This window comes from Xanthomonas sp. SHU 199 (assembly GCF_000364665.1).
Lineage (GTDB): Bacteria > Pseudomonadota > Gammaproteobacteria > Xanthomonadales > Xanthomonadaceae > Xanthomonas_A > Xanthomonas_A sontii.
Genome location: NZ_AQOI01000708.1, coordinates 1 through 5808 on the forward strand (window position 1 = coordinate 1; position 5808 = coordinate 5808).

The 5808-nt window shown below is 69.1% G+C and carries 4 protein-coding genes; all 4 read left to right on the plus strand.

What is annotated here, in order from left to right:
• The coding region (locus D183_RS0119990) for a methyl-accepting chemotaxis protein (RefSeq protein WP_017910561.1) at positions 1–1246 on the plus strand (1246 nt) is incomplete at its 5' end.
• Positions 1247–1484: 238 nt separating this feature from the next.
• Positions 1485–2255 (plus strand): transporter, encoded by a 771-nt coding sequence (locus tag D183_RS0119995; protein ID WP_017910562.1) that lies wholly within the window; start codon positions 1485–1487, stop codon positions 2253–2255.
• Between the two features lie 13 nt (positions 2256–2268).
• On the plus strand, positions 2269–4638 hold the full coding sequence (locus D183_RS0120000) for a methyl-accepting chemotaxis protein (RefSeq protein WP_017910563.1): 2370 nt from the start codon (positions 2269–2271) through the stop codon (positions 4636–4638).
• 248 nt (positions 4639–4886) lie between these two features.
• Positions 4887–5808 (plus strand): MCP four helix bundle domain-containing protein (locus tag D183_RS0120005; protein ID WP_017910564.1); only part of this gene is annotated, 922 nt, incomplete at its 3' end.

Here is a 5808-nt window from a genome sequence, read left to right on the forward strand (position 1 = left end):
AGCGGTGCTGACCGAAACCATGGACACGGTCAAGCGCAACCTCACCGCGATGAACACCGAGATCAAGCACCTGGCCGGCGCCGCCGCCGCCGGCGACTTCAGCGTGCGTGGCGACGCCGAGCGCTTCCAGTACGACTTCCGCCTGATGGTCGAGAGCCTCAACCAGTTGATGGCCACCGCCGATGGCAACCTGCAGGCGCTGTCCACGCTGTTGAAAGCGATCGCCGCCGGCGACCTGACCGCGCGCATGCACGGCGACTTCCAGGGCGTGTTCGCCACCATGCGCGACGACGCCAATGCCACCACCGAACAGCTGGCCGCCATCGTCGCGCGGATCCAGACCGCCGCGGTCAGCATCAACGGCGCCGCGGCCGAGATCGCCGCCGGCAACGACGACCTGTCGCGCCGCACCGAGCAGCAGGCGGCCAGCCTGGAGGAGACCGCTGCATCGATGGAGGAGCTGACCTCCACGGTCAAGCAGAACGCCGAACACGCACGCCAGGCCAACCAGCTCGCCGCGGGCGCCGCCTCGGTGGCCTCGCAGGGCGGCGCGCTGGCCAGCCAGGTCTCGGAAAAGATGAACGGCATCGAGGCCTCGTCGCGGAAGATCGCCGACATCATCAGTGTCATCGACGGCATCGCCTTCCAGACCAACATCCTGGCGCTCAACGCGGCGGTGGAAGCCGCGCGTGCCGGCGAGCAGGGCCGCGGTTTCGCCGTCGTCGCCAGCGAGGTACGTACCCTGGCCCAGCGTTCCTCGAACGCGGCCAAGGAGATCAAGACCTTGATCGACGATTCGGTCGAGCGTGTCGCCGAGGGGTCGGCCCTGGTCGAACAGGCCGGCACCACCATGCAGGAGATCGTCGCCTCGGTGCAGCGCGTCACCGACATCATGGGCGAGATCTCGGCCGCCTCGCAGGAGCAGTCCGCCGGCATCGAGCAGGTCAACCAGACCATCACCCAGATGGACGAGGCCACTCAGCAGAACGCCGCGCTGGTCGAGGAAGCCACGGCCGCGGCGCGTTCGATGGAAGACCAGGCCGGCCAGCTCAACCAGGCGGTGGCCCTGTTCAAGCTGGACACCAGCGCCGCGGTGACGAGCGCCGCGCCGGCGCCTGTGCGCCGCCCCGCTCCGCCAGCCCCTGCTGCCCCGGCGGCAAAATCAAGGCGACCGGCAGCGGCGCCGTTGCGGGCGGTCCCGCGCGCGACCACGTCGACCGACGACGGGCAGTGGCAGGAGTTCTGAGCCGCTGCAGCGCCCCGCTGCCACCGCGAGGCGCGCTGTGCGTCTCGCGGTGCGGCTGCCTGGCACCGGGTGACGACGTCCCACAGAGCGCTTAGCGCGTCACGCTCGTAAAGAAAGTGTATTCAGGGTCGATATAGAAAGCGGAACTGCCATGCCATGGGCGCCGCGACGCGCGCCCCGGCGCCGGCCGCACTGCGCCCGGATCCACGGTTCCGACCGAACCGCCACGGGAGCCGCCATGAAGCGACGCGTTATCGCCACCTGTCTGACCTTGTGCGGCCTCGCCAGCCTCGCAGGCCATGTCCATGCCGAGGCCGAGCCGATCGCCACCGATCGACCGGACTTCGTCGAATCCAGCCTCACCGTCGGCGACCGCCGCCTGCAGGTGGAAACCAGCGTGGCCTGGGAACGCGACGGCGATGTCGACGGCTATGCCACGCCCACCCTGTTCCGCTACGGCATCGGCCCGACCTGGGAACTGCGCCTGGAGACCGACGGCTGGCAGACCATCGACGTCCCCGTCGGCGGCGACGTGTCCGGCTTCTCCGACATCTCGCTGGGCCTCAAGCACCACCTGGCCAGCGAGATCGGCGGTGCCTCGCTGGCCTGGCTGCTGCACGTGGACCTGCCCAGCGGCGCGCGCAACGTGCGCGGCAGCGGTGCACGCCCCTCGTTCCGCCTGGTGGCCGAATGGGAACTCAGCGACAGCGTGTCCCTGGGCATGATGCCGGGCGTGATCCGCGACGAAGGCGACGGCGGGCATCGCTACACCGCCGGCATCTTCGGCGTGGTGCTGGGCAAGGCCTGGAACGACCGCACCCGCTCGTTCGTGGAGCTGGCCCTGCCGCAGATCGCGCATGCCGACGACGGCGGCACCGTCGCCCTGCTCGACGTCGGCTCGGCCTGGCTGCTCACCCAGGACGTGCAGCTGGACGTGGTGTACAGCCGCGGCCTCAACGACCGTTCGCCGGACCACGCGCTCGGCGCGGGCCTGTCCTTCCGTTTCTGATCGGGCCACACCGATGAAAATCATGCATATGCTCGGGATCCTGGTGCTGGTGGCGGTGCTCGCCCTGCTCGCGCTGGGCGGGGTCGGCTACGGCGCGCAGCAGGGGCTGCTGCGCTCGGTCGCCGCGCAGGTCGTGTCCTCGGACGCGCTGCGCAACCACATGCAGGCCGACATGATGCACGACGCGCTGCGTGGCGACGTCACCGCGGCGCTGCTGGCGGCGGCGCATCAGGATGCGGACGGGGTCAAGGCGGCGCGCGCGGCGCTGGGCGAACACGCCGGCGAGTTCCGCAAGGCGCTGGACGACAACCAGAAGCTGCCGCTGGACGGCACCCTGCGCGCGCAACTGGATGCGGCGGGACCGGCGTTGCAGCGCTACATCGCCGCCGCCGACAAGGTGGTGACGCTGGCCGAGTCGCAGGGCGACAGCAGTGCCGCCTATGCCGACTTCACCGCGCAGTTCACGCGGCTGGAAGCCGAGATGGACACGATCAGCGACAGCATCCTGGCGCTGAACGAGCAGAGCCGCAAAGCCGCCGAACAGCAGAGCCAGCGCGCCACCTGGCAGCAGGCCGGCGCGGTGCTGGTGGCCGTGCTGTGCCTGGCCGCGGCCGCGGCCTGGATCCTGCGCTCGGTCGCGCAATTGCTCGGCGGCGAGCCGCGGGTGGCGATGGACGCGGCCCAGCACATCGCCGAGGGTCGCCTGGACCAGCCCATCCCGGTCGCGGCCAGGCACGGGCGCAGCCTGATGGCGGCGCTGGCGCGGATGCAGCGCGAACTGCGCGAGCGCATCGAACGCGAGCGCAGCGTCGCCGCGGAGAACCTGCGCATCCGCACCGCCCTGGACAACGCGTCCACCGGCATGTACATCGCCGATCCCGACCTGACCATCATCTACGCCAACACCGCGCTGCAGACCCTGCTGCAGACCCACGCCGAGGACATCCGCGCCTGCGCGCCGGCGTTCGACCGCTCTGCGCCTCTGCTGGGCCAATCGGTGGCGCTGCTGGAAGTCGGCAATTCGCAGGACGCGGAGATCTACCAGCGGCTGGATCGGCAAGGCGCGGCGCAGCGCGAGGTGCGCTACCGCGAGGTCTGCATCGCCCAGGAGATTTCCGCCATCCGCAATGCCGAGGGCGCGCACCTGGGCTTCGTCTGCGAATGGCGCGACCGCACCGCCGAGACCCGGGTGGAAGCGGAAGTGGCCGCGGTGGTGCGCAGCGCCGCCGCCGGCGACCTGTCGCAGCGCATCGACCGCACCGGCAAGCAGGGCTTCTTCCTGATGCTGGCGCAGCAACTCAACGGCCTGCTCGACGCCAACGCGATCAGCATCGCCGAGGTCTCGCGGCTGCTCAGCGCGCTGGCCGACGGCGACCTCGGCGCGCGCATGCACGGCGAGTTCCACGGCATCTTCGCCACCATGCGCGACGACGCCAACGGCACCGCCGAGCGCCTGGCCGACATCGTCGGCCGCATCCAGCGCGCCGCCGGCGACATCCACAGCGCCGCCACCGAAATCGCCCAGGGCAACAGCGACCTGTCGCAGCGCACCGAACAGCAGGCCGCCAGCCTGGAGGAAACCGCCGCCTCGATGGAAGAGCTGACCGCCACGGTCAAGCAGAACGCCGAGCACGCGCGCCAGGCCAACCAGCTCGCCGCCGGCGCCGCCGCGGTCGCCTCGCAAGGCGGCGCGGTGGTCGGCCAGGTGGTCGACACGATGAGCGGCATCGAAACCGCGTCGAAGAAGATCGCCGACATCATTTCGGTGATCGACGGCATCGCCTTCCAGACCAACATCCTGGCGCTCAACGCCGCGGTGGAAGCCGCACGCGCCGGCGAACAGGGCCGCGGTTTCGCGGTCGTGGCCAGCGAGGTGCGGGTGCTGGCGCAACGCTCGGCCAACGCCGCCAAGGAGATCAAGGGCCTCATCGACGACTCGGTCGGCCGCGTCGCCACCGGCGCGGAACTGGTACAGCGCGCCGGCCAGACCATGCAGGAGATCGTGGCCTCGGTGGGCCGCGTCACCGACATCATGGGTGAGATTTCCGCGGCCTCGCAGGAGCAGTCCGCCGGCATCGAGCAGGTCAACCGCACGGTGACGCAGATGGACGAGAGCACGCAACAGAACGCCGCCTTGGTCGAGGAGGCCACCGCCGCGGCGCGGTCGATGGAGGACCAGGCGGCGCAGTTGAGCGACGCGGTGGCGGTGTTCCGGGTGGAACAGCATGCCGCGCATGCCGCCCCTGCCCCGGCCTTCGTCGCCGCGGTGGTGGCCGGCCACTCGGCCACTGCCGCAACGCCGCATGCCACGCAGGCGCCTCAACCGAACGCGCAGGCCCTCGCCGACGCGATCGGCACCCAGTGGCAGCCGCTCACCGCTTGAGGAGCCGTGTAGGGAAATGAATCAGACAGCGTCGGGAAGCGTCTTACGACCAACGACGCATCGAGAACTACGCCGTCACGCCGATATCACCTTCGAGCGATGGCGGCATGTTGTACGGCACGACATTGGGTTTCCTTTCTTCACTTTTCTGACCGCCACGCCCACCCCTCCGGCCACGTGAACGCAGCCGGAGTCTGTAGGGACAAGGACCTGGACGCCCCAGGGACACCGTCAACGAAGAGGTCGACATGAATTCCTTTCTGCAACGCTACAACGTGGGACGCCGCCTCGGCGGTGCCTTCGGCCTGCTGATCCTGCTGTCCTGCCTGCTTGTCGCGGCCGGCCTTTTATCCATGGCAGGCGCGCGCCATGAACTGGACAGCATCGTCAAGGTCAACGTCGAGAAAATGCGGATCAGCAACGGCATGCTCGATGCCAACTCAAACATCCTGGTCGCACTCGGCACACTGTCCATGGTGACCAGCGAGGATCTCAACCAGCAGGCGCTCGCCGAGATCAAGGATAAGCGCCAACGCTATAGCGACCTGCGCAACGAACTGGAAAAGTTTCCCGCAACCAGTGCAAGCGTGGTCAAATTGCGCGCCGACATTGATGCGGCGCGCGATATCGCGCGTACCCTCAACAATCAGGTGATCGACCTGGCGAACGCCGGGCGCAACGCCGAGGCGCAGACACTGCTGAGCGAGCGTTCGCGCCCGGCCACGCTTGCGTGGCAAGCGAAAATCCGCCAGAACGTCGCCTTGCAGGAACAGCAGACGCGCGACGCCTACGCCACGGCAACGCGCGCCATGGCGCGCGGCCGCAACATGCTCATCGCAGGTGGAGTGGCCGTCCTAGTCGTCAGCGTCTTCCTGGCCTGGGCGATCACCCGCAGCCTGACCATGCCGCTGAACCGCGCCACGCGTGCCGCCGAGGCCATCGCCAGCGGCCGCCTGGACAACGACGTCACGACCGACGCCCGCGACGAGCCGGGACGCCTGCTGCTGGCGATGGACGCGATGCAGCGGCAGTTGCAGCGCTTCTCCGGCGAAACGGCGTTGATGATCGAACTGCATGCCGACAAGGACATCAGCCACCGCATGCCGCTGGATTTCCCGGGCGTGTACGGCGAGTTGAGCAAGGGCATCAACACCATGATGTTCGAGCACC

What these genes read in the sequence shown, in the direction of transcription:
- D183_RS0119995 (WP_017910562.1), top strand. Translation starts at nt 1,485, where the DNA reads ATGAAGCGACGCGTTATCGCCACCTGTCTGACCTTGTGCGGCCTCGCC.
- D183_RS0120000 (WP_017910563.1), top strand. Translation starts at nt 2,269, where the DNA reads ATGAAAATCATGCATATGCTCGGGATCCTGGTGCTGGTGGCGGTGCTC.